This window comes from Sediminicola sp. 1XM1-17, from assembly GCF_037203765.1.
In the GTDB taxonomy this organism is placed as follows: Bacteria; Bacteroidota; Bacteroidia; order Flavobacteriales; family Flavobacteriaceae; genus Sediminicola.
In genome coordinates this window covers 221,913-247,611 of record NZ_JBBCAS010000003.1, presented here as the reverse complement: position 1 = coordinate 247,611, position 25,699 = coordinate 221,913, and the positions used below count along the sequence as shown (strand labels likewise).

Annotated in this window: 13 protein-coding genes; 3 read left to right on the top strand and 10 right to left on the bottom strand. The window is 40.5% G+C overall.

Annotation, left to right across the window (positions count from 1 at the left end):
- Positions 1-2 precede the first annotated feature (2 nt).
- From WAA86_RS06395 to WAA86_RS06375, 5 genes are all read right to left on the bottom strand, one after another.
- Positions 3-446, bottom strand: a complete 444-nt coding sequence (locus tag WAA86_RS06395) for a response regulator (RefSeq protein ID WP_337300160.1) — start codon at positions 444-446, stop codon at positions 3-5.
- Between the two features lie 166 nt (positions 447-612).
- The gene (locus WAA86_RS06390) at positions 613-1,821 is read right to left on the bottom strand and encodes a sensor histidine kinase (protein ID WP_337300159.1); all 1,209 of its coding nucleotides are present in this window, start codon (positions 1,819-1,821) and stop codon (positions 613-615) included.
- Between the two features lie 11 nt (positions 1,822-1,832).
- Positions 1,833-2,639 (bottom strand): alpha/beta fold hydrolase, encoded by an 807-nt coding sequence (locus WAA86_RS06385; RefSeq protein WP_337300158.1) that lies wholly within the window; start codon positions 2,637-2,639, stop codon positions 1,833-1,835.
- A 382-nt stretch (positions 2,640-3,021) separates the two neighbouring features.
- The gene (locus WAA86_RS06380; RefSeq protein WP_337300157.1) at positions 3,022-3,549 is read right to left on the bottom strand and encodes a hypothetical protein; all 528 of its coding nucleotides are present in this window, start codon (positions 3,547-3,549) and stop codon (positions 3,022-3,024) included.
- A 129-nt stretch (positions 3,550-3,678) separates the two neighbouring features.
- A complete protein-coding gene (locus tag WAA86_RS06375) occupies positions 3,679-4,545 on the bottom strand; it encodes a 3-keto-5-aminohexanoate cleavage protein (protein ID WP_337300156.1) in 867 nt (288 codons plus the stop codon).
- Positions 4,546-5,280: 735 nt separating this feature from the next.
- On the opposite strand from WAA86_RS06375, the gene WAA86_RS06370 reads away from it, so the two are divergent.
- A complete protein-coding gene (locus WAA86_RS06370) occupies positions 5,281-10,956 on the top strand; it encodes an invasin domain 3-containing protein (protein ID WP_337300155.1) in 5,676 nt (1,891 codons plus the stop codon).
- 117 nt (positions 10,957-11,073) lie between these two features.
- On the opposite strand, the gene WAA86_RS06365 is transcribed toward WAA86_RS06370, so the two are convergent.
- Both WAA86_RS06365 and WAA86_RS06360 read right to left on the bottom strand, forming a co-directional pair.
- Positions 11,074-12,369, bottom strand: coding sequence for a M20/M25/M40 family metallo-hydrolase (locus WAA86_RS06365; protein ID WP_337300154.1), 1,296 nt, complete (start codon positions 12,367-12,369; stop codon positions 11,074-11,076).
- A gap of 139 nt (positions 12,370-12,508) precedes the next feature.
- Positions 12,509-12,892: a pyruvate kinase gene (locus tag WAA86_RS06360; protein WP_337300153.1), complete on the bottom strand. Its 384-nt coding sequence runs from the start codon at positions 12,890-12,892 to the stop codon at positions 12,509-12,511.
- Between the two features lie 153 nt (positions 12,893-13,045).
- Between WAA86_RS06360 and WAA86_RS06355 the strand changes: the two genes are divergently transcribed.
- Complete coding sequence (locus WAA86_RS06355) at positions 13,046-13,624, top strand: PhnA domain-containing protein (RefSeq protein WP_337300152.1); 579 nt, start codon at positions 13,046-13,048, stop codon at positions 13,622-13,624.
- Positions 13,625-13,681: 57 nt separating this feature from the next.
- On the opposite strand, the gene WAA86_RS06350 is transcribed toward WAA86_RS06355, so the two are convergent.
- Positions 13,682-14,146: a GNAT family N-acetyltransferase gene (locus WAA86_RS06350; protein ID WP_337300151.1), complete on the bottom strand. Its 465-nt coding sequence runs from the start codon at positions 14,144-14,146 to the stop codon at positions 13,682-13,684.
- Between the two features lie 15 nt (positions 14,147-14,161).
- Positions 14,162-15,481 (bottom strand): phosphoribosylamine--glycine ligase, encoded by a 1,320-nt coding sequence (locus tag WAA86_RS06345; RefSeq protein ID WP_337300150.1) that lies wholly within the window; start codon positions 15,479-15,481, stop codon positions 14,162-14,164.
- Between the two features lie 296 nt (positions 15,482-15,777).
- On the opposite strand from WAA86_RS06345, the gene WAA86_RS06340 reads away from it, so the two are divergent.
- On the top strand, positions 15,778-16,518 hold the full coding sequence (locus WAA86_RS06340) for a tyrosine-protein phosphatase (RefSeq protein WP_337300149.1): 741 nt from the start codon (positions 15,778-15,780) through the stop codon (positions 16,516-16,518).
- A gap of 3 nt (positions 16,519-16,521) precedes the next feature.
- Here WAA86_RS06340 and WAA86_RS06335 read toward each other — a convergent pair whose 3' ends face one another.
- The gene (locus tag WAA86_RS06335; protein WP_337300148.1) at positions 16,522-25,503 is read right to left on the bottom strand and encodes a PKD domain-containing protein; all 8,982 of its coding nucleotides are present in this window, start codon (positions 25,501-25,503) and stop codon (positions 16,522-16,524) included.
- Between the last annotated feature and the right edge of the window lie 196 nt (positions 25,504-25,699).

The following is a 25,699-nucleotide window of genomic DNA, read 5'->3' as shown; positions in this document are numbered from 1 at the left end:
CTTTATTTGGGGGTTATGATAAAACTATTAATCGAGTCTGGTTTTTTGGATTCCAATTTGATTAGGTCCAACACTTTTTTGACTACTTTTTTAAGACCTTCGTAGTCCGATGGTTTCTGAATGTAATAATCGGCCCCATTCCTATAAAGTAGCTCCACCGTATCCTTGTTCAAGGAAGTAGAATAAATTATTATGATCAGTTTATCAAAAAACCGGTCAGCCCTGATCTCACTCAAACATTCCACTCCATTTTTTAGTGGCATATTTAAGTCTAGGAAGAGAATTTCCGGCATGGACTCTTCATCACCGGTTAATATCCCCATAAGTTCAACACCATTTTTGGCAAGTGTCAGTAAGGTAGGATATCCTATATCTTCAAGAGCATCTTCAAAAAACAACCGATCGTCCTCATCATCATCAGCCAGTAAGATCCTAAATTCAGCCATTGATAAATTATTATAGTTAAATAGACTCTTAAGATATAGTCTAATTTAGTATATAAAGATAAAACACTGGGAACATATAGCCTTTAAAAAAGTTCAAATAAAAATATCATACCTAATATTTCGAATCAGGCTTTACCATAATTTCAGCCTTTCTTTTCTTAAAGATTTATTCCGTGGACCATTCTTCATAAGTTGGCAAAAGGATGGTGAATAAGGTACCACCTCCTTGGCAAGGTTTCATCACTATCCTACCATGGTGCAGTTCCACAATCTTCTTGCAATAGGCCAGTCCCAAGCCTGTTCCGCTATTTGCATGAAATTTTTGCAACAATCTAAAAATCTTATCTTCAGAATTAGGGGGGAATCCTATTCCATTGTCTTGGAAACGGATCTGAATAAAATCGGTATACCGATAAGCATTCTCAACGGCCCAGTAATAATTTTCCTTGACCAGATCCGAAGATATTGTGATGGATGACAATCTGTTCAAGCATCGGAACTTATATGAGTTTTCCAATAATTCCCTAAAGACCCTGGTGAGCCTGGGGATATCCCCGTATACTTCTTTTGCTTTCAACCGACTGAGATCGGGTTTGATTTTTTTGTTATTTATCCGCTCTAGTGCGTTTTCAATCATCACTTCAAGATCACCCTTGGTATTTTTGTTCATACGGTCCTCCAGGGAATGGAAATTCTGAAGCTTGATCAATAGACTACGGGCTTTTTCCGAAATGTCAGATAATTTACAGAGGTAAGAATTTAATTGGGAATCGAGCTCATTATTTTGATATTTGGCTTCCAAAAGGCCTGCAAAAAGGACTATTTTCCTCAAGGGCTCCTGCATATCATGGGAAAGAACTTTGCTAAATTCCAAATGTTCAAAATTGATACGTTTCAGATTTCGCAACTGTCTTTCCAAATTTTCCTGGTTGCGTTCCAATCGAGCGCGCATCTCTAATAACAATTCATTTTCCATTAAAGCCTTCTCCGCAGCCTCCTTGGCTTCGATAATACCCTTCTCAAACTTATTGCGTTTTGCAATATGCAATCCAACCGCCTGTATTTGCTGGTCCTCTCCTTCATTGTTTAGTTCAAGGTTCATCAGGACAGGAAACTCATCTCCCGATTTGGATTTGAAGGTAAGGAACATTTCCTCTACACGTTCCTGCATCATCAACATCGGGAGAAAATGTGTCTTATAAAAAATTTTACTGCCCGCAGTCAGGAGATCCTCCATGCGCATTTCACCTAGGACATCAGCATGGGTATACCCAAGTTGTTGAAGAAATCTATTATTGATGTGGGAAATAGGCCCATCCACTGAAAAAGCAAATACGTAACAAGGGGGATCTTTATGCAATGTAATGCTATTCAAGGATAAGATTATTAAGGTTTATCAATTGTTGACAGATACCGCTGCATACTGTCTATCGTTTCCTGCGGATGGCTCATATGTGGACAGTGGCCCGTAGCTTTCATATAATATATTTCACTACGCTCTAAAGCATGGTGTACAAACTCGCCTACTTGCTCCGAGGCAATATCATCTTCCTGACACTGAAGAATAAGGCTTGGGACCTTCACTTTCGAAAGATCTTCACGGTTATCAGAGAAAAAAGTCACTTTTGCAAAATTTCTTGTAATCTCTTTATCCATGGAACAGAAACTTTCTTCCAGTTCTTGGATTAATTCCGGTCTTTCTTGGTTTTTCATCACTACGGGGGCAAGGAAATTGGCCCACCCCACATAATTGTTCTCCATTACTTCCATTAAACCATGAAGGTCCTTTTCTTCGAAACCACCATAGTACCCATTCTTGTTGACATAGCACGCAGACGGACAAACCAGGATCAAGGCACGGAACAGATCAGGGTCTTGAATGGAAGCCAACATGCCGATCATGGAACTAACAGAATGTCCAATTAGGATTACATCCTTCAATTCCAATTCATGGCAAATTTCAAGAACGTCCAGGGCATAACCATATAAAGAGTCATACCGGTCTTCCCGATATTGGCTGATATCCGATTTTCCACAACCCACATAATCAAAAAGAACAATCTTGTATTGCTTCTCAAAAGCTGGTGTGACAAAACGCCACATACTTTGGTCACAACCAAAACCATGGGCAAACATTAGTACCTGTGTCCCTTGGCCGATAATATTGACATTGTTTCTCTTTAAAACGCCCATCCTTTATACTATATATTAAAGATAAAAAAATGAATCAATCTCTGGTTGTCCATATCATAAATACTTAAACATTTTATATAAAATTTTTAACTATCGAATCAATGAAATCCATGGTCAAAACCTCTTGAACATCAGCAAATAATGGTATTACATCAAATTATAATATACGTTGAGCTACAATAGAATAGTATAATATTTAAACAAAGTAAGCTTTTTGTTTAATTACTTTAATAAAAATCAGGTAATTATTACAAGGCATATGGCTAAAATCCTACCTAGGGCCATACATTACTTTGCAACCCTAAAAAAAATTAAAATCAATATCCTCAATTAGTGACTATAGGCAGGCAGAAACGGGGCAAAATATCTACCGTTCAATTTCCTAATTGTAGGTTCTGATCAGGTAATGTTTTTTGATCCTACCGAATAATTCAAAATAGATATAAAGTCTCTGATGTTCGGAGTTTAGTTTCTTTTTAAACTTAATGGAGGATTTATTGAAATATTCAGTAATACTATATTTCGTATCCCTGCCCATCCCATTCAACATCTCATAACTTTTGTATCTCAGAAAAGGGGCCAAGTTTCTTCCCCTAAAATTATGAAAAGTCCACATATTAAACAGATAGGCCTCATTTTCTTTTATTTCGATTTTTTTGTGATTAAATACAAAACTGTTGAGTCCTATACAGGTGTATGCCGCAATTTCCCTATTTTTTTCCAAACCTAGGCATATATCACAGTTTTCAAAATCCTTGATCAGGTCGTCAAGAATAAAATTGTCAATATCCTTGCAGATAAGTATGAGTTCTTCAAGGCTCAGGTGTCTAAGTTTATATTCCGAAACATCTCCTTTTATTGAGGGCTCTTCACATTTATGAACCTCCTCTTTTACCCAATAATATGGCATGATATTTATTCCTATTCGAGCCAATCGATTTCTTAACCCATGAAAGAACAACCCATTTCTTATTACATTCCAGAATCTTCTTGGGGTTGAAATAGTACTGCTCTTAACAATATCCATAGTTATATCTTCTTAAAGGTCCCGCCCGTATTTTCCGTTCCCAGGCTCTAGATTCATCAGTTCCCTAAATTCCTGTGGAGACATTATTTCCCGATCATTTGCTTGTGCAAGTTGATGTATTCGCTTGAGCAGTTCCATATTGGAGGCCAATTGGGTTTTCTCCGTGTCGTACCAAATATTGTCCTCCAATCCTACCCTTACCCCTCCTCCAATAGCGATGGAAAGCGAGTTCATTTTTAATTGGTCACCTCCTAATCCGGCCAGACTCCAAACGGAATTTTCCGGTAGGTCATTGATCATCATTCCGGTATGCAACAAGTTGGCTTGGGAGCCTGCTATATTTCCCAACAATAGGTTGAAATAATACGGTGGGGCAATCAAATTTTTCTTGATCAAATACTTTGAATAGTTGACCATGCCGTTGTCGAACGCTTCCAGTTCTGGTACAATACCTTTCTCTTTCATGAGTGCCGCAAGGTCCTGAACCATTTTAGGGGAATTTTGACTTGCAGAATTGTTAAAATTCAAAGAACTCAGTGTCAAGCTTCCCATGTCTGGTTTAAGATTACCCTCTAAATTCAATGGATCTGCCCTCAACTCCAATTCACTGACATTTCTACCACTCAATGAAACGCATATGACCAGTTGAGGCGCATATTTACGAATTCCCTCAATAATTTCCCCATATACCTCCTTTTTATGTGTTGGCTCCCCAGTTTGGGCGTCCCTGGCATGCAAGTGCACCAAGGTGATGCCCAACTCTGTGGCCTGATGTACATCTTCAATAATCTCAGATACACTTACCGGTACATGAGGGGTCATTTTTTTGGTAGGAATCATGCCCGTAGGCGTGAAGTTTATTACTACTTTATCGAGCATGTTAGGAGTATTCTATGATTTCCTAAATATAAATAAGGGGTGGTAATGTGACTAATTATTCATTTCTTATTCGTCAGTCAGCTAATTAATCCCGATAATCTGTGACTCATCAACCGGGGATCAAATGAGCAAATTGACTATTGGGTTTAAGACAAAATGTTCAATAAAAATCAAAATTCAAAAGCCCATGGTTTATGGATGATCCTATCTGCAGATTGGCCCCCTAACAATGATAGAAGCATTGCATTAAATAGACCCATAAGTTCCTTACGTTTATCCAAGAGTTAAAATTGGATAGAGCCTTAAAGTACCAAGTACCCAACACATTCCGATGACCACGGTAAATAGATGCTCCAAATATCTTGGAACCAACAAGTTTCCTTTTTACCCAACTCCTCTAAAGTATGTAAATGTTTCATCCTCATTTTCAAATATCCACTGCTATTTATGAAACCGAAAAAAGAATATCACCCAAGAAAAATTACACCATCCTACCTATTGTAAAAAAATGATAGGTGACCGTATATCGAAAAATTAAAATAAAAAGAAGTATCCATCGTTAATAATTCGATATAAACTTACACTTAAACGGAGAAATATACCTTTTTGTCGATGATTTAGCTATGATAAGCAACACAAAAGAATTGCCTACAACAATTTTGTGCTACCCAAGTATGTCTTTATCGATGAAAGTTAAAAACCAATGGGTAATGCCATTTAAAACAATAACCTACCATGCACATACATAAGTCCCAATTCTTATTTGTACTGCTTTTCTTTTTTGCTATTGCCGGATATACCCAAGTAACGGTGACGGCATCTGCTGGAAATCCAGCTGGAAGTTACAGCACCTTAAAAGCTACATTTGATAAGATCAACGATGGCACGCATCAAGGAGATGTTGTCATTTCAATAACCGGAAACATTATCGAAACCACGACGGCTGTATTGAACGAAAGTGGATCTGGTAGTGCAAATTATACGACCATCACCATCTCCCCTTCTGGAGGCATGGAACGAGTTGTTAGTGGCAATATCGGATCAAATGGACTTGTCTATTTGAACGGAGCTGACCATGTTACAATAGATGGCCTCAATACTTTAGGGAATGCCCTTACCTTTCAAAATGAAAATAATAATGCTCCTACTTTAAAACTATCTGGCAACACTGGTACGACCGATAACAACGATGTAAAAAATTGCACCATTCTGGGTTCCAATCTTAATGCTTATGGAGGAGTTATTCATTTGCAATGGGCCAATAATAATTCGATAGTATCCAATACCGTGGGCCCTTACAACGGCAACCGTCCCTCGAACCTTATTTACGCAGGTTATTATTGGAAAGGAGACAGTAACTATAATACGATCTCAGATAATAATCTGTTTGATTATGGGCATACCAATTCAACAGCAGCTGCCGCCATTTCAGCGGACAATGTAACGCATTGGACCATTGAAAACAATCGGATCTATCAAACTGGTACCATCACCTTCAATAATTCCAGTTTTAACAGGTATTATGGTATTTATATAAGGAATGGGTCTGGCCATTTGGTGAAAAACAACAGAATAGGGTACTCATCAGCCAATGGTACGGGTCTTACCAACATCATTTTGGGAACTACAAGTTCAAATATTGATCTATATCCCATATTTCTAACCTCTGATGGTACTGCAACTTCAGTAATAGAAAACAATTCAATATCCAGCTTTAATATTGATGGCGGTTCCAGATATCTTGGGTTTTATCCTATTTTTTATGAAGGAACCTATGGTTCTTCATCCTCAATTTTAAGAAAGGCTTTTATTAGCAACAACCTTATAGGATCAGAATCGGATCCTAATTCCCTGCAATTAACTACAACGGGGCAGATTCGATTTAGAGCCATAAACGTAGGAAATCCAAGCAGTTCCCTGAATTATTTATATGACCTTACGGCAAATAATAATTCCATTGGGGGTATCCAAATACCCACAACCTCAAGTTCTCTGGTTTATTTTAATGGAATGGTAACACAGGCCCTTAGTGGTGCAAATGTTAAATTTGTTGAAAATACCATTGGCTTTCCAAACGCTCCCATCCGCATTGGGGACTTACCTACCGCAAATCAATTTTCGTATGATGGGATTTATGTGGCCTACGGGGGGTATGAAAAAATAGTGCTAGACAAAAACATCATCCAACATATTGGTTCTGCTTCCACAGTCCATGCTTCCTATGGCATAGAACTCTCTAAATACAACCCTTCCAATGTTTATACCATCACAAATAATACAGTGCGCAATTTGGAAGCACAGGCAGATTTAACAGGAATTAAATCCGTTTACACCCCATCTGGCAGCCTATATTCTGGTAATACAATATATAATTTAACCTCTGCCAAAAATTGCCATGGATTGGCGTTGGGAGAAAAAAATTCTATTGTGGAGAATAATTTAATCTATGGCTTGAGCACTTCCCTTGAAACTGGTTTGGTAGCTGGAATCTACATGAGTTCTTTTTCATCTCCCTTAAACACAATAAAAAACAATATAGTAAGTCTAGGTAAGGATAAAAATAATCAGGATATAGCGAATGTAAGGATTTATAGTGCTTATGACCAGACCTACGGCGCCAGCAGTGACTACATTCACAATACATTTGTTGTCACAGGAACCGGTAATTCCGGAGTACAAAATTCTGCTGCTTTTTATAGGGAATCCAACAATTACAATTCCAAAATTCAGAATAATATTCTCGCAAATTACAGATCCAACAACGGTGGAACGGGGAAACATTATACCATTAGGCTTCGTAATAACTCTGCGTTGACAATACAAAACAACCAGTACTTTACTTCCGGGCCCGATGGTGTTTTGGGTAGCTTCAACGCTTCAGATAAAGCAACTTTAAGCGATTGGCAAAATGCGACCCTTCAAGATAGCAACAGCATATTTACCGATCCTGTGTTCCATGATCCAACAAGTAGTGAACCAGCCGATTTCTTTCCATCCAATGGACAAATTGGACCTTCACTTGCCAACCTTGAAACAGATTTCTTTGGAGCTCCAAGAGGAAATTCTCCCCTAATTGGAGCCATTCAGAGCCTGTTCAGTCTTAATTCCATAATTTTCTCGTCGGAAACGGCCCTTGTGGCGGACGCAAACAGCTCTTCTAATATCACCGTAGAATTATTCGATATCCATGGAAACCCTTTAACCAGTGGTGGTCACAATATAGAGATAACATCCACCCTAGGGACTATAGGCAACATACTGGATAATGGAAATGGTACTTATAGCGCTGTGCTTACGAGTGGAACATTAGCAGGAAACGCTATTGTTGGTTTTAGTATAAATGGGAATCCGGCAATAGCCACCACATCAGTTCAAATTAATGCTGGCAACAGCCAAGTGACTACGTCTTCAATCGTTTCGGATCTTACCGATATTATTGCAGATGGCAACAGCATGGCACATATTTCCGTACAGTTAAGGGATATTCATGGAAACCCTTTACAACATGGTGGAGAAACGATAGTTATGAACACCTCATTGGGTAGTATAGGTAATGTTACGGATAATGGGGATGGGACCTATAGTGCCATCTTAACTTCGGGAACCATCACCGGAACGGCAACTATTGGGTTTAGCATCAACGGGGAGACTGCTATTCAAACCATAGAAATTGGTTTTCTTTCTGGTGTAGCAGATGTAACTACTTCTTCAATTTCCTCAGATCTGACCGAGCTAGTTGCCGATGCAAACAGTACTACGATTGTTACTGTGCAGTTGAAGGATTTATATGGCAATGAAATACGTACAGGAGGAGACACCATTTCATTCACCACTACATTGGGAACTTTGTCCAGCGTAACAAATCATGGCAACGGGACCTACAGTTCCATTTTAACCACAGGTACGACAACAGGTACTGCTACCGTCGCTTTCAGTATCAACGGGGAAACAGGAACACAGACCGCAAATGTTGGTTTCATGCCTGGAAATGCCGATTCCAGCTTTTCCACGATTACTTCGGATTTTGCCGAACTTTTAGCGAATGGAACAAACAGTGCCACAATTACCGTTCAACTTTTGGATAGTAACAACAATCCATTGAATCAAGGAGGTGAAAATATAGCATTCACAACTACTTTGGGAACTTTGTCCGGCGTTACAGATCATGGGGACGGATCCTACAGTGCCATTTTAACTACCGGCACTATATCAGGTACTGCTACGGTTGCGTTTAGTATCAATGGAGAAACAGGAACAAACGCTGTACATGTTGATCTGATGCCCGGGAATGCCGATACCATCAGTTCCACCATTATTTCGGATGTTTCCGAACTTATAGCGGACGGCAATAATGTGGCCAACATTACCATACAACTTATGGATGCCAACGGTAATTCTTTGGATCAGGGAGGAGATAATATAGTAATCACGACTACCTTGGGAACTTTGTCCAACGTCACAGATCTTGGAAACGGTACCTACAGTGCCATACTTACTTCTGGTACTATCACAGGTACCGCGTCCGTTGGATTTAGCATCAATGGGAAAGTGGGGACAAAGACTGTGGCCATTGATTTTCTTCCTGGAAATGTAGATAACACCACCTCTACCATCAGCTCCGATGTCGATGAACTTTTGGCAGATGGTACTAGCTATGGCGTTATTACCATAGTACTTGTGGACAGCAACGGCAATCCTTTGGACCAAGGAGGCGAAAATGTAGAGGTCGTCACTTCTTTGGGAACACTGTCCACTGTGACCGACCAAGGGGACGGTACCTATAGTGCCACCCTTACTTCTGGGACCGTCACAGGAACCGCAACCGTTGGCTTTAGCATCAATGGGATATCGGGAACAAAGACCGTGGCCATTGAATTCATTCCTGGAAATGTAGATATTACCAACTCCACCATCAGCTCCGATAACAATGAACTTTTGGCTGATGGGACTAGCAGTGCCATTATTACCATACAACTTAAGGATGCAAATGGTAATTCTTTGGATCAAGGAGGAGATAATATAGTAATCACAACTACCTTGGGAACTTTGTCCAGCGTCACAGATCACGGAAACGGCACCTACAGTGGCATCCTTACTTCTGGTACCGTCACAGGAACCGCAACGGTTGGATTTAGCATCAATGGGATAGCTGGAACAAAGACCTTAGCCTTTGATTTTCTTTCTGGAAAAGCCGATAGCACCAACTCCATGATCAGCGCTGATGTCTATGAACTGCTAGCTGACAACAGCAGTGCCGCTATGATTATTGTACAACTTATGGACGCCCATGGAAATCTATTGCACTATGGTGGAGATCTTGTTGAAATAAATACTGACTTGGGGACTGTTGGTAATGTAACGGATAATGGCGATGGTAGCTATGGTGCCATTTTCACTGCAAGTACCGTCACAGGCACTGCAACCGTAGGATTTAGCATTAATGGGATAGCTGGGAATGCTACCATTTCCATAAGATTGATAGCTTTTGATAGTGATCAGGATGGTGTTCCAGATGAGGTCGATAATTGTCCTACAGCCTTTAATCCAGACCAATTGGATTTTGATGGGGATGGTATTGGAGATGTATGTGACGATGATAAGGATGGGGATGGTATCATGAATGATAAAGATCAATGTCCAAATTCTCCATTAGGGACCTTGGTAGACGCACTTGGTTGTAAAAAATTTGATCTGCCCCTCAACAATTTTAATGTGTCCCTACAAAGCCCCACGTGTACCTTGATAGGGGAAGGATCCATTGCTATAGGTGTTAATGATTCCAATTACAACTATTATGTTTCCATAACTGGAAGAACACCAATAAAATTAGGAGCCAATGCATCCAATTCCACCATCATTACAGGGTTAATCTCCGGGACTTATGAAGTTTGCTTTACCGTTGCCAATATTTCGGATTATCAGCAATGTTTTGAGGTGATTGTGGAAGAACGAAAAGAAATTTCTGCAGTAACCAATATTGATAAGGATTCTAGAGAATTGACCATTAAAATGGAAGGTGCTGAAAAGTATTATGTAATGATCAATGATGAAACTGTAGAAGTATTTGGTAACGAGTACAAAACCATTCTTCCCGTTGGGCTAAACAAAGTATCTGTAACCACAGAATGGGATTGCCAAGGAGCATTTAGAAAACAAATCTTTGTTCCTGAAAGGGTATCGGGCTATCCAAACCCTACCCAAGGTCCTACCAACCTTTATATCCCAGGAATGGACCAAGAGGTGACCGTTTTTGTATTAAGTCCCGATGGAAGCACCCTATTTAAGCAAAAACACACTATTGGATCATCACGGTATATCCCCATAGATTTAAGTGTTTTGGCACAGGGCACATACATTCTAAATGTACAGGGAAGTACCATAAGGCAGAACTTTAAGATTATAAAACGGTAAAGAGTTTTAAACAATCTCCTTCCCCTTTTTTATCAGGCTAAGTGATCAATACACAGAACACCCTATATCAATGAAATTGGTATAGGGTGTTTTGGAAATAGTGGAAACCTATGAACCCTATTCTATCCCTGCCTCTGCAACCAGGATCAACAATGCCAATTTAATCGATTCTGGTCCGGTTTCATCATTGAGCCACCATTCTCCCAAGGAATGCGCACCCCCTGCCTTTCCGCCTCTTCCAATGGTGACCGCAGGAATGCCCAAAGAAATCGGGATATTGGAATCTGTTGATCCCCTGGTAAGAAAGGGTTCCGTCTTAAATGCCTTTGTGACTGCCATGGCCCGCTGAATAAGGGGCAATTCAGGTGATAGTTCCCCTGATGGTCTGTCTCCTATCTTTTCTATTGCTACTGTTAATTTTGGTCCCTTATCCACCATGTTGTTATAATCCTCCAGGGCCTTATTGGTTTGGGAAATCAATATTTCTTCAATTTCGTTTAATCGTGTTGGACTGACCGACCTCATATCCACCTCCATCCACGACTCAAAGGGAATGGAATTGATGGAAGTACCACCTCCGATTCTGCCAATATTATAACTGGTCTTAGGTCCGGAAGCGGTATATGTCCTTGCCGCATCATCAAAATACGCCACTGCCCTACCCGCTGCATGATGGGGATTGGCCAAACCAAAGGCTCCCCATGAATGGCCTCCTGGCCCCTTGAAGGTTATCTTATAGCGATAGGAACCCAATGCCTGATTATTGATCCTCCCCAGTTCGCCGCCATCTATGGCAATCCAAGAATCTATTTTAGGTTCATTTTTTTTGAAAAGATGCTTTACCCCTCTTAAATCACCCAATCCTTCTTCTCCCACTGTTCCTACCAACAATACGTCTGAAGTGGTTTTAATTTTGGCGCTGTTCATGGCCTTTAATACGGTTAGAACCATTGCCAACCCGCGGGTATCATCACCTACTCCTGGGGCATAAAGGGTGTCGCCGACCATTTTTACAACAACATCTGTTTCTTCAGGAAAAACGGTATCCAGATGGGCATCCAAGGCAACGGTTTTATTACTGTCCTTACCTTTTCTCAACGCCAAGACGTTACCCACCTCATCGATCCATACCGTATCTGCACCGGCTTCTCGTAACATTTCACTAAACCTTTCCGCTCGCTTATGTTCCATAAATGGAGGCGCCGGTATTTCCGTCAATTCCACTAAGTTTTTATGGGTAACCGGTTCCAATTCATCAATGATCGAAAAGGCTTGCTGTATATTTTTCTTTTTGATCAATTTATCAATTGCATTTTGGTAAGGAGGTTGAACCTTAGTAGCGCTTTCCTCTTGTCCTATTAGCAAGTTTACTGAGAGCAAGAATATCAATAATGGCAGTAACTGTTTTTTCATAAGTCGTATAAATTAAAGTCAAAAGATACATAAATATCTTGTTTCACATTACAAAGGTCATAGTATTGGGCGAATCACATCGAAGGGACCGGATCAACGTAGAAAGTATGCATATCTAAGATAGCCTATCATTTTAGGATCAGCTCTTTTCTTGACATATTTCCGATTTCGCTTCCTGCTCTATTTTTTGAAAAAGCTTATACAACAATTGCTTCTCTTTAAGACTAAAGGCCTTGGCTTCAAACCAATCGTATGCCGCTATTTTTTCTTCTTCCTCTTTGGCATCTTGAATCGCCTTTTCTGAAGTCAAATGCCAATACGTCCAATAATCCCTATATACCGAATAACAAATATCTTCGCTGATCCATGAGGTTTTGGGTTGGTTTGTTAGGCGAACTCCATTTTCCAATACGGCCAGTGTTTTGGTCAATCGTACGACTTCCGAAAAGGTATAACGTTGGAAATCGTTAAAGCCATCCCTATGTATATTATAAACTTTATCCCCTACTTCTAGCTTCTTCATGTAATTAAAAGTGGATAAAAATATCATCCTTGTCCAAATTAGAAAAGCTGAATGCCCAGAACTTATCCACAATTGAACATAATTTAATATTACTATGACCTCTTGAGTGCCTTCCAATCATTTGAAGTACTTTTACTTTCTAAAACAACTACAATGAGCTTAGAAAGAGATTTGCATAAACGAAGTGGTTCCAAGTGTGAACTATGTTCCAATACAGAAAACCTTACCGTTTATGAAGTCGCACCACAGAAAAATGGAGGATTGGAAGAGAGGGTTTTGGTTTGTGGCACGTGCCTTGAACAAATTGAAAACCCGGATGCCATGGATGCCAATCATTGGCGTTGTCTAAACGATAGCATGTGGAGCGAACAAATCCCAGTACAAGTCGTTGCTTGGCGCATGCTTTCCAGGTTAAGAGGTTTGGGGTGGCCACAGGATCTTTTGGATATGCTATATCTGGAGGAAGAAGTTCTGGAATGGGCCAAGGCAACTGGCGAAGGTGCTCCCGCAGAGGACCAAATTATACATAGGGACAGTAATGGTGTCGTAATTGAAGCGGGAGATAGTGTGGTTCTTATAAAGGATTTACCCGTGAAAGGTTCCAGTATGGTCGCCAAAAGGGGAACCGCGGTCAGAAGGGTATCCTTGGACCATGAAAATGCCGAGTACATCGAAGGAAAAGTAGACGGGCAACAAATAGTGATCCTCACCAAATACGTGAAGAAGTTATAGTAAGGAATCAAAAAAAAGGGGATACTGACCGTAGCCCCTTTTTAAATATATGTGCTACTATTGCTTGATTTCAGGTTCATAAACACATAACCATTCCATATTTTCTTTGTCCTCACTCGCTGCAATGGTTTCAAATCCGTTCTTCTGATAAAACTTTTTCAGGCCTTCATCCTCTATGGTCAGCCAGAATCCCTGTTTTTGATCCTGATTTTTCAATAGTGTAAGCCATTTGGAGCCCAGTTGTTCGTTTCTGCGATTTTCGGCAACCCATAAAAATCCAATGTAACCAAAACCGCGATCAAAATACGCTTGGCCAATCTTCAGCTCAAATTCGGTCATTTCAGGTAGTCTTTCCCTAAATACAATGCCACCTGCTATAATTGTACCCTCTTCTACAATGCCATATAGTGTTGATGTATCCTTTACAGCATTCCAAGCTGGCGCAATAATCTCCTCCCAATCTGAAGGAAGCATTCTGAAAAAATCTTTTTGCCTGTGATTTATTACCTCAAATCTCATCATCGCTACCCCCTATTTTTACAGTAAGCCCCAGGACCATAATTTATCGGAATCCTCCAACCACCTATCTCCAATATCTGTTCTGTAATACACATTGTTGATGATGATATTGCTGATTCTGTTCTGCATCATACGTTGTGCGTCCCTCATGGTCAGGGCCGTACCCGTTACCAGCAGTGCGATACCCGTATTACCGGTGATAAGCCATTCTTCGTTTATATTTTTCAAATGCATAGGATGTATGCCTTCTTTGATATCTTTTTTAAAGACGATGACAGAATCTTTGGAAAAAAGCTCAAAGGTCTTTTTGTCCTCGTAAGGAAATGGAGGTACTACCATAAAGGCACCTACTTGAAAACCTTTTTTTACTTGGATCTTAAATTTATGACCAGACGCTATTTTATAGAACATATGTCCCAAAGGTTCTGTAATACCGGCCCTTTGAATGAATATCTGTGGATAACCAAATCGGGAAGTGAACTCCAAGGGGTAAATTCCATTTCCATTCACGATACAGTTGATGTCTATATGTCCTACAAACTTTTGTTTGGCCAAAGTGGCCTCAAATTTCCGAAGGGTAGCCTCAAATATTGGTGAATCTTTGGTCCAAAACATACTGGAGCCCATTTCCCCTGTGGAAACTCCAAGCTCCTTGGGAAATAATTTTTTGTGCTCAAAGGTAATATTTATGGGTTCCAAGAATTCCTTCCCATTGAAAAAGGCAGAGGCAGATACTTCTACACCTTTTACCTTCTTCTGCAATTGAAAATTACCAAAATCGTTGCCCCATGATTTTTCATAAGCCTTTAAAACCCTGATCACATCCAGACCTTCATCATCGCTACCTACAAACAGCAATTGCTTGTACTCCGATGTTTCGCCCATGGGCTTGATGACATAGGCATTGGGGTGCAATTTCACATAGTCCACTGCATCTTGGAAACTGAAAAATTCCTTAAAAGGCAACACTTTGATTTTATGCCGCTTCAATTCGTCCTGTCCAAAATTACGGTCGAGCTCCAGTTTATCCGTATATTCCGTTCCACCAATAACCAACTTACCTGCCGCTCTTAGTTCCGAACATACTTTCCCGTAACCGGTATAATCGAAGATGATGACATCCGCCCAATCTATATGCTTTTGCCAATCCTTGACTTTTTGAACAAAACCATAACCAATTTCACGGGAGGACTTGTCCTCGATAAACATTTTGACCGTGTGGCCTTCCATGGAGATGGCATAGGCAATATCCAATGATTCGCCCCAACGGGATACAACAAGGAACTTCCTTTTTATCTTGTCTTCTTTAATTTTTTCCTCTTTTTTTTGTGATTTCAACGTGATATGAGATAATTATCTTAGTAATTAAGTGAGCAAAGGAACCAAAAAGTGGGATCTTTTCAAGATTATTATAATGGACTGATCCGAGTATCAAATTATATGATAAATCGTTTTACCTTGAAAGTATTCCAAACTAAAGGCCTCCAAAATTTGTCTTGTTTTAGCCCCAATCATTGGTCAACAGTGAACAAATGTACCATAAAAAAAGATTCAATTACATGGGTTCAATCTTTATTATATCAGTTTAACTTATCGAAATAGAAACACTATTTTTGCAACGAAAATTTCATTGGATGTTTGAATTTTTTAGTAAGAAAAAATTTCTGGTAGATTATTTGGAGAATTTTGTGGACATGCACAACCACATTCTTCCAGGTATTGATGATGGTGCCAAAACAGTGGAAGAATCTATTGCACTAATCAGGTCATTTTCCGAATTTGGGGTGAAAAATTTCATTGCAACTCCCCATATCATGGACAATTATTATCCTAATACTTCCCAATCGATACATGCTGCTTTAGATGAGCTAAAAAAGGGATTGTATGACCATGACCTTAAGCATGTGTTGTTCGATGTTTCTGCGGAGCACATGATAGACGCCAATTTTGAGACCTTATTGGATAGCGCGGAGATGATGCCGCTACGGAAAAATTATCTTTTGGTAGAAATGTCATATTTACAGCCATCCATTAATTTTGACGAAGCGATCCAAAAAATCGCATCCAAACGATTTTTCCCCATTTTGGCCCATCCAGAAAGATACAATTTCCTGCACCTGAAGTCTTCGAAATTCAAAAAATATAAAAAAAAGGGCATCCTTTTCCAGATGAACCTTTTATCGTTAAGTGAGTTTTATGGGAAGGAAGTACAAAAAAAAGCCCTTCACCTATTGGATGAAGGACTCATAGATTTTGTGGCCTCTGACGTACATAACCAGAATCAAATACAAAGTTTAAAAGAAATTAAACTGACCAATGCACTATTGGAACTGGTCCTTCCACTGATAGATAGAACTATCCATACATTCTACTAAATATTATTTACGGACTACCAACTTATAGCTCATTACGGTGGCTGAACCATTAACTAGGCTAACCAGGTAAATCCCATTTTCTAGACCTGACACATTAAATTCATAGATTCCTTCTCCTTTTTTAATTTTCGCGGCATCGTACCGGGCAATCAATCGACCACTGATATCTCGGATATAAATGTCCTTTACGATTATCTGCGGATCGGAAATTGCAATCTCCGTATTTACTGAAGAAGGGTTGGGATAATGTCTAAGGGTGTGATTTTCCCTTCCCTGACTTTCATCACCCAGCCCCGTGATACCGTCTTTAGTATTTCCCTTGGCCGAACTAACTATCGAAAAAGATTGGGACAGTGTTCCAAGGTTGTTTCCACCAAGATTGGACCCGCTATAGGCTGTTGCGGTTATCGTATAATTGCCCAATGGAAATAACACTCCCGAATAATTGCCACTACTGTCTCCGAATAAGGCATAAGGGGCCACATTCTCGGTTCGGGCATTGCTCACAGGCCCTGTTAAGGTAAGCCTTACACTTCCAACAGCGGCGGGATTTGTATTGGCCCTGATGTTAATTGTTTTTCCAGAGGTAATGGACTCATTGATCTGTTGGTTGTTTACAAGATTCAATAAATCTACATCTTGGTCAGCATCTACCAATGAAAAGCTTATTACCCCGTTTTGCGTTGTACTATTAACATTTATAGTTATTGTGGCAGTGTCCTGAAAACCGTCATCATCCGTTACAGTGAGTACCGCATTATAAGTCCCAGAATTGACATACACATGGGAAGGATTTCTTTGGGAAGAAGTAGGTGTACCATCTCCAAAATTCCATTGATAACCAACTATACCCGAATTATCCGTAGAATTGCTTCCGGTAAAATTAACCGTTAAAGGCGCCACTCCATTCATAGGATTGGCAGTGGCAATGGCGTTGGGAGGCTGATTAATATTGGCCCAAACAATCCAATCGAATTGAACTGAAGACGAATTTGAAGTAATATCATCGTCCATAACAGTAATTTCCACATTATAGGGACTATTTTCTGATGCACCAACAGTCCCATTGGGTGATTCTGCAAAAGCCGTGAGTTGGGCATTGGTATATGAAGGCCCATCTACCTTGTACAGTGCTATTTTGTCAATCGCATGGCCCGCAGAACGCTCAGAAATCTCCATGGTATAGGTACCGGGATTTACAAACCATACATAAATATTGTGAGCATCATTATCACTGGTCCTCGCTTGCCAGTCATAAACTCCTGAACTACCGCTGCTTCGCCATATTTTAAAGTAACCATTACTTGAAGAACCTTCGGGTGTAGTTGTTGCAGATACTCTGGAACTACCAACTGGAAACACAATATTTGTTTGACTGCCTTGTAAGTTTGAAATTAAACTTGCTTCACTGCTTGGAGCGCCTTTAAATCCAAAGAACCAAACATCATTGTTATTGGGGAATCTTAGCCAATTGTCATTTTCATCAGATGAAATGCTTCCACTAAAAAAACTTCTCCAGTTAAAACGGTATACCCCTGGAGTTGAAATATTGACAACATAGGACAAGGTTCCTCCATTCTGTGAATTAAAATGATTAGATCCGGCGATTATTCCTGTTGCTCCACTTTGCGCTGTTAAACTCCATGTTGGAACCAATGTAGCCGATTCACTTTCGATAACCACCAGTCCATTGCTTTCCAAAAATCCTCCTCCCCCACTTCCGGATGAAATAGTTCCACTTATCAAACCTGTATTTTGATCTATTGAAAGGGTTGGTGGTAAACCAGTTGCACTATAGGTCAGGTTTGTACTTTCATCCGTAGCCTCTATTTGTAAAGCAATAACATCCCCTTCTATATTATTCTGAGTTAAGGGATTGGTAATATTTGGTGGATTACCGAAGTTTATTTGAATGCTTGTTGTCCCTGTTTCAAGATCGTCATCTGTAACTGTTAGCGTTACATTATATGTGCCCGATGAAGCATAGGTGTAGGATGGATTCTCTTCGGTTGATGTACCGATTCCATCACCAAAATCCCACGCATAACTTACAATATTGCCATCCGAATCACCTGAACCTGCGCTAGAAAAATCAATCTGGAGTGGTGTCGTATTATTGGGGATTCCATTGGCAACTGCTACGGGCGGTAAGTTACCACCACCCTGGCTGACTACCGAAAATGATCGGGTTAGGGTCCCAAGATTTGTTCCACTTTGGTTTGAACCACTGTATGCCGTTGCACTTACGGTATAGTTCCCTAAAGGAAAAGGAACTGCAAAATAGTTCGATCCATTATTGCCAAAAAGAGCATATACGGCAACATTCTCTACACGTGTATTGGTAACAGGTCCCGTAATGGAAAGAAAAACACTGCCCACAACGGCAGGATTGGTATTGGCCCTGATATTCAATCCTAGGCCTTGAACAGTAGCCTGATTTATCTGCATATTCGGGGTCAGACCAAATAAATCCGTATCAGCATCGGCATTTACCAATGTCATGCTTACAACCCCATTCTGATTAGGGTCACTGGCCTCCACTTGTATACTGGTTGATCCAGTATCTCCATCATTATCGGTAACCACTAGGGTAACAGTGAAGAACCCCGCAGCAGCATAGGTATAGGTTGGATTTTCTTCCGATGAAGTTCCGACGCCATCACCAAAATCCCACGCATATCCCACCACATTTCCATCAGGATCATCCGATCCCGTACTGGAAAAATCAATTTGAAATGGCGTTGTTCCATTTGGTGTCCCAGTGGCCACTGCCGTAGGTGATTGATTAACCAAGGGATCATTAACTGTGATACTCAAGGAAGATAGATTGGTAAGTCCGCCACCATCTGTTACAACCAAATCTACATTGAAGATTCCAATACCATTGAATGTATGTGTAGGATTACTTTCTGTTGAGGTATTGCCATCACCAAAAGTCCATGAGTAATTCAATGTGCCTGTCCCATCAAAATTATCATCGGTTGAGTTACTCCCCGTAAAATTAACTGTTAAAGGGGCATCGCCTGATATAGTAGAAGCGCCAATTACCGCCAAAGGAGGTTGATTTGTTGCCGGTTCCAACTGTAGCCATCTCGTTGTATTGGACGGACAACAAATACCGTTTACTCCACCATTTGCAACAACAAGCCGATCATCAAAAATCTTGGCTGCCGGAGCCAACAATGGTTCTGGCAATTTACAAAGCTCTGTCCATTGGTTTAACTGTGGATCATATTTTGTAACATCATCAAAAATAAATTCACCCTGTCTACCGCCAACAATGATAATATTTCCGTTATGAGTTGCTATTCCTGGTTCAAAATGAGATCTGGCTACCGGTAAATCTGCCATTTGCGTCCATATATCGGTGATAGGATTATAAGCATGTACATATTTTTGGTCCGCAACACCATTATCGTGACCAAACTGCCCACCAATGGCATAAATTATTCCGTTGATGGTTGCAGAACCTAAATGATTTCTAGGGTTTGGTAGTGGTGCAGCTGGGGTCCATCCGTTATTTAAGTTGTCCAAATCCAAAACATAATGTTCTCCCACATCTGTATTCCTATCTGGTAAAAGCCCACCAAAAAAATGAATCTTCCTTCCGTTCAAGGCAGCGGTACCTGATCCTCTTAGGGCCGGTAAATCAGGTCCATAGGACCAACTATTGGTAATGGTATTATATATTTGGACTTTATCGGTTGCTGTACCGGGATGATCCCCTAAAAAACCACCAATTACCCAAATGTCATTCGTTACGGCAACTACGCCCATATGTGTCGCCGGTAAGGGCATGGGGGCACCTGTGCTCCACGTATCATTAGTTGAATCATAAATTTCCGTTGCACCAGTCACAAGCAGATTTTCAATAAAGCCTCCAAAGACATAAAGCTTATCGTTGACTTTGGCACTTGGTGCTTCCAAACGACTTTCCCCAGCATTGGCCAAATCACCCCAACACGAATTAGCTTGGTTTACTATGGAAAATTGATACGTAAGGGATCCTAAATTATTTCCTGTCTGTCCAGACCCACTATATGCTGTAGCGCTTATGGTGTAATCACCTAACGGTAACGGTACAGCCGTATAATCGGGTCCAATATTCCCAAAAAGCGCATAGACCGCTACATTTTCAACTCTTGTGTTATTTACGGGCCCTGAAATGGATAAGAAAACACTGCCTACGGTAACTGGACTTGTATTGGCGCGTATATTTAAGCCTATACCCTGGGTATTATTTTGGTCTATCTGTATTCCCTCCGAAAGGTTCAGCAGATCTAAGTCCGTGTCGGCATTGACCAAGGTAAAACCTATAACACCACTTTGGGGTGGTGCTGCGCCACTTTGTAAATTAATCTGTTTTACGAGGTTGGCTCCATAATTTATGGTAAGAATTGCGGATTGCCCTTCGGTAGATCCGGTAAATTCCAGTTCTAAGGGATGCGTACTGTTCGGTTTTAGTAAGCTGTTCGTAAGCTTCCCGGAACTAATATTAAATTCAGCTGCATTGGGTCCGGACAAGGACATAGATTTAATGATCACACCATTATTGCCACCGGTTATATCCAAAGAAACGATGCTAATGTTACCCACTTCAATTTGTACGTTGCTGGGAACAGATAATATGCTTGCAACACTGGCAACTCCACTTGGATTATCAGCTCCCAAGACTTCCATATTCTTTTGGTTGCCACCACCACGGGTTGGAGAACCGGCGGTTATAAAAATCCCAGTACCAGAAACAATAGCTTGGGTTCCATGACGTTGATTATTAAGATCGGGCAATTGCGACCATGTTCCAGTACTGGGATCGAACTGCTCTGTTGTCTTAAGCGCATTGGTATTATTTCCATTTTCTCCTCCAATCACGATCAATTTGTTGTTCAAATTTACCGCAGCTGCTCCCGCCCTTTGTGTTGGTATATTTTGGTTTGATGGTAGCGTACTCCATGAATTGTTGGTAAAATCATAAACATCCACCTCTGAAATTGTCTGATTAAATACATTGTCAGGGTAATCTGTGAGTCGCCCACCTGCCGCATAAAGTTTGTCCCCTATCACTACGGCATGAAAATGATCCCTTGCCCGTGGGGCATTGGTTAATGTAGTCCATGTATTGGTTGCCGGATCATATTCATCAAACCATGGAACAAATCCCCCATCATGACCGATGGAGTTGCCACCAACTACATAAAATTTATCGTTATAAACCACTAACCCGGAAGAACCACGTTTTCTGCCTGCAGGTATTTCAGCACCTTGAATCCAAGTTTGTGTTGCTGGGTCAAATGCCCAAATATGATCAGCGGATAACTCATTTGGATAGGCGTTGGTTTTAAAGGCACCAATAACCCAAATAAGGCCTTGATATTCTGTCGCCTGAAAATGGTTGAAATCTTGAGGTGCTGAATTAGATAGGGAAGTCCAACTATTGCTCTTATAATCATAGATATCCAAGGTTTTGGGGTTTTCCCGTCCCCCCATCAGATAAAACTTATCCCCTGCCTGTACAAAGGAACATTCGTGCCTTGCGGTATAGTTGCCATTATTGGTTTTGTTTGCCCAACTGATCCCAATTGTCCAGTTAAATCCTATGGTCACTGTCGTTGATCCAGGTTTGGCCACGGTAACCGATACCGAATATACTCCATTACTACCCGTAGCTAAGGTTCCATATATCTGACCATTGGTAGGTTCAATGTTAATTCCCGTAGGCTGACCCGAAATACTATAAGAAAAATTAGCTTGTGGGTTTCCACCGGTAGCGGAAACACTAAGATTTGAAATATCCCCCTCTTCATTTATCTGGTCGCCAATGGGACTTACAACAATTGGTGGATATTGTGTATTATTTTCAATGATTTCCAAAGCAGACAATTTAGGCTGGTCGATTCCCCCAACACCTGCCAAGGCAGAAAAGTTTATATTTAGTGAGCCATCCTGAAGATCCACATCAAATGATTTGGTGACCACTGTTTCTGCACCCACATCCGCATAGATATCGTAATTATCCATTACTAGATTCCCCTCTATATTCACATCGAATACACGTTTCCCTATTCCACCTGTTCCGCCCCCTGTGGCCCCCCAATAAATTTCAGCAAAATGAAGGATTACCGTGTAATTACCATTTGCAAGAGGTATATTGTATTGAAAGGTTTTGGTTGGAGAACTTCGTTCTGTTTTGTACATTTCAGGTACCTGCGCATTTGCATTACTATACGATTGGCCTCCTACGAAATTTCCATCCGCTGAAAAATCCAACCCACTATGAGTAATGGCCGGGCCTCCTGCATTGAAACGCAGTTCGCTTACTGAACTATCAGGAAGGACATTGATAAAATCCCAGGTGGCCGCAAATTCCGGAGCAACTCCTGTTGAAGTTGAAATAATGCCAACTGCCATCCCCTTGTTATCATTCGGATCTAAGAAACTAGATGGTAAATTGATAGGTCCACCGATAATATTCAACGTGGTTCCACCATCCATTGAATAATAAGGTTGTGCAGTTCCTAAAGACGGATTTACTGCTATGAACAAATCTATTGATGACCCGATTGCCGTAAGGTCAAAAAAATCATAGGACGTACTATTGATATTCCCATTGGTCTCCAATGCCACTTCTATACCTGAAATAGTACCCCCAGAGGCCAACCCCTTACTAACTACAACTTTCAAATAATTATCCTGATCCCCTGTACCAATATAAATTCCCTGTGATGCAAAATCCAAGGGGTTGACGCTTGGGTTTCCAAAAAATGGCCCTAGTAATTTTGAATGTACTGTGAATGATGGTGAGGTGTTGTCTACGTTAATACCAAACTGAAAAGCATTTTCTTGATTGTTAACTCCTTGATATGCGTCCCCTGAAGTTACTCTTTCCAAAGTTGCGGCTCCCCCAGCACCACCAAATGCTAGGTCCTGCGGATCATAGGTTTCCAAATAGTCAGTTTGCCCATTGGTCATCCAACCCGTAAAACCAAGGCCAGCATAACCCGTGCCAGGATCATTGTTCCAAAAAGGATAACCTATAGGCATGTTCGTTGTGGTGCCATTATTGGCATCCCATTGAAATGCATCCAACAGATCTGCTATACCATCATTATCATCATCATCGTCATTCAAGTCTGAAATGAAGTCCCCATCATTGTCTTTTGGCTTGTCTCCCCCATTACAAGGGTTTGTACCATTCTCTACTTCATCTTGGTTTGTATAACCATCATTATCAGAGTCTGCTGATCCCACAAAATTTGGATCATTGGGATCCGATATACAATCGTTGTTAAAATCGGCAGGTTCGAAAATAGTAATGTTATTGGCCCCGTAGGTTGCTGCCCATACGGTTCCCGGAAATGGATCGTTATCTCCTTGCGCAATTACATCCAACGGTTCTGAACCAAAACCACTGAATAAGGAAGTATTTTGGTTGGTAAAACCGTCCCCTGCTGCATTTAAATTATATCTATTAATAGTTCCGTTAAATGAAGCCGTTAAAATATTTCCGAGCATAGCCCCACCAAAATTTGAAGCAGTATACTCGCATATTCCATTGGTAGATGAATTGATCACATCCAATATTTTAACTTTACTGGAGTTTTCATTTCCTGACAGATACTCCCCTTGACGGTTATCATCAGGAAAATCATTAATTGAAAACGATTGTTTAAAATAACCGCGAACCCCAGTCAAAAGGTCTGCAAGATTATATCCCGCAGATGGTACCGATGACCAAGTGCTCCCATTTTTTTCGTATTTGCGGACCTTTGCCCGGGAAGGGAATGCACGTATGGGTACTGGATGACCTCCATAATAATTATTATTGGCATCATTGATAGTTCCTACCAAATGCAAGGCATCACCTATAACACCACTCCCATTCTCGTTGAAATCATTGGTAATATAATCTGTAGAGGATGGGTTTAGTATACCGTTGGTTGTTTTGACAGTTCCATTACTATTAAAAATTACCGGTACCCCTCCCCAATTGGTATTTGGCCCGTTATCACTGGTGTATATTTTATTATTCTGTGTCACCACCACATCGTAGGCATTTCTATACCCCGGCGAGAATATCTGGACAGGCCCTCCCTCTTCTGTAAAGGCCTGGTTCAAGCTATTATTTCCTCCGAAAGGATCACCAGAATCTATAGTCGCGTTGTACATTGGATGCCCTAGCTGATACGGAAAATTAGAATTAGTATTTGTAATATTGGTTCTTGAGGGATCATCAAGAGTTGGTAAATCATATACATATTTTGTCCCTGAACGAGGGTCTGTATATTCGGGCATGCCCTCAAGCTGCGTAAGATTAATGATCAAAATGGAACTCGATAAAAATGTTTCCGAAGTACCAGAGAAATTGTTGGACGGAGCCCCTTTGTTGGTGTTACCTCCTTGCTGCAACAAAAGATACGTATTGCCGTTTTTTGTAAAAATATCCATCCCATTGGTCGAATGGTTTTCCTCACAACGGGGCAGGCCCCTTACCAGATCAACTTTTATCCAAGAACTGCCGTTCCATGTCAATTTGGAAAGAACACCGGAATTGGTATCGAGACCAGAATCAACTCCAACAGAAATCCGCCAATCAGAGGAAGAGACATACAATATGGGATTGGTAGCAGTACCTGCCACATAAATTCCTGTTACTTGCCTTTGTTGTATAGTATTATTTGAGCCATCATCATTGTGATTGGGAACATTATTTTTTATTGAGTTGATGGTGCTCGTGGATGTGACGGTATAACTTCCATTTCCGGGGGATGCATTGTCTCGACTTACGGTATATTGAAGAATTTTACCATCTTGCTGGGATACATATAATTTCCCATCTGGGCCAAATGCGAGGGAAGTGGGGTTATTGAGGTTCTCTCCGTTTAAACCGGTAACATTAAAATTAATCTGACCATAAAGAACAGCATTCAGGGAGAGCATTGCCATGATAATCAATGACCAACTATGAGAAAAGTATTTTTTTTTCATTGGATTAGAATCTAAGACGTATTAAAAACAATATTGATATAAACTACTGATAATCAGACTTTAATATTTCTGATATCCAGAACAAAAAAGGGGGGAGTGATTTTGTAGACCTTAAATTATTGAGAATAAAAGGTGTATAAAAACATTCCAGAAGTATTCCGATTAAAAGCGGTAGTTCATCGATGAAATACAAGGT